This window comes from Pseudomonas sp. 2822-15, from assembly GCF_002742515.1.
In the GTDB taxonomy this organism is placed as follows: Bacteria; Pseudomonadota; Gammaproteobacteria; order Pseudomonadales; family Pseudomonadaceae; genus Aquipseudomonas; species Aquipseudomonas salomonii.
Map to the genome: position 1 here is coordinate 1 of NZ_LJRY01000343.1, position 252 is coordinate 252.

General features: G+C 34.5%; 1 protein-coding gene. It reads right to left on the minus strand.

The window, feature by feature from the left end; genetic code table 11:
* Nucleotides 1-71 precede the first annotated feature (71 nt).
* Nucleotides 72-252, minus strand: a 181-nt coding sequence (locus tag AOA59_RS28440; RefSeq protein ID WP_143522848.1) for a metalloregulator ArsR/SmtB family transcription factor, incomplete at its 5' end; no start/stop codon positions are given.

Sequence of the window (252 nt, forward strand, 5' to 3'; positions counted from 1 at the left end):
CCGTACAATATTATTAAAGAGAATATTCGCCTCCTTTCTAGAAGGAGAATCTCCACATTTAAACAATTATTTTAATCATGGTTTGAATGCTCAATTGTTTTTTCAAGGATTTCCAAAATGTGCTCGTCTTCAGGTGAATAATAGATGGACGTCCCTTCTCTTCTCGACTTCACAAGGCGTAAATTCTTTAGAAACCTTAATTGGTGAGAAACCGTTGATTGTCCTAATGATAAATGTTCTACAATTTCACCA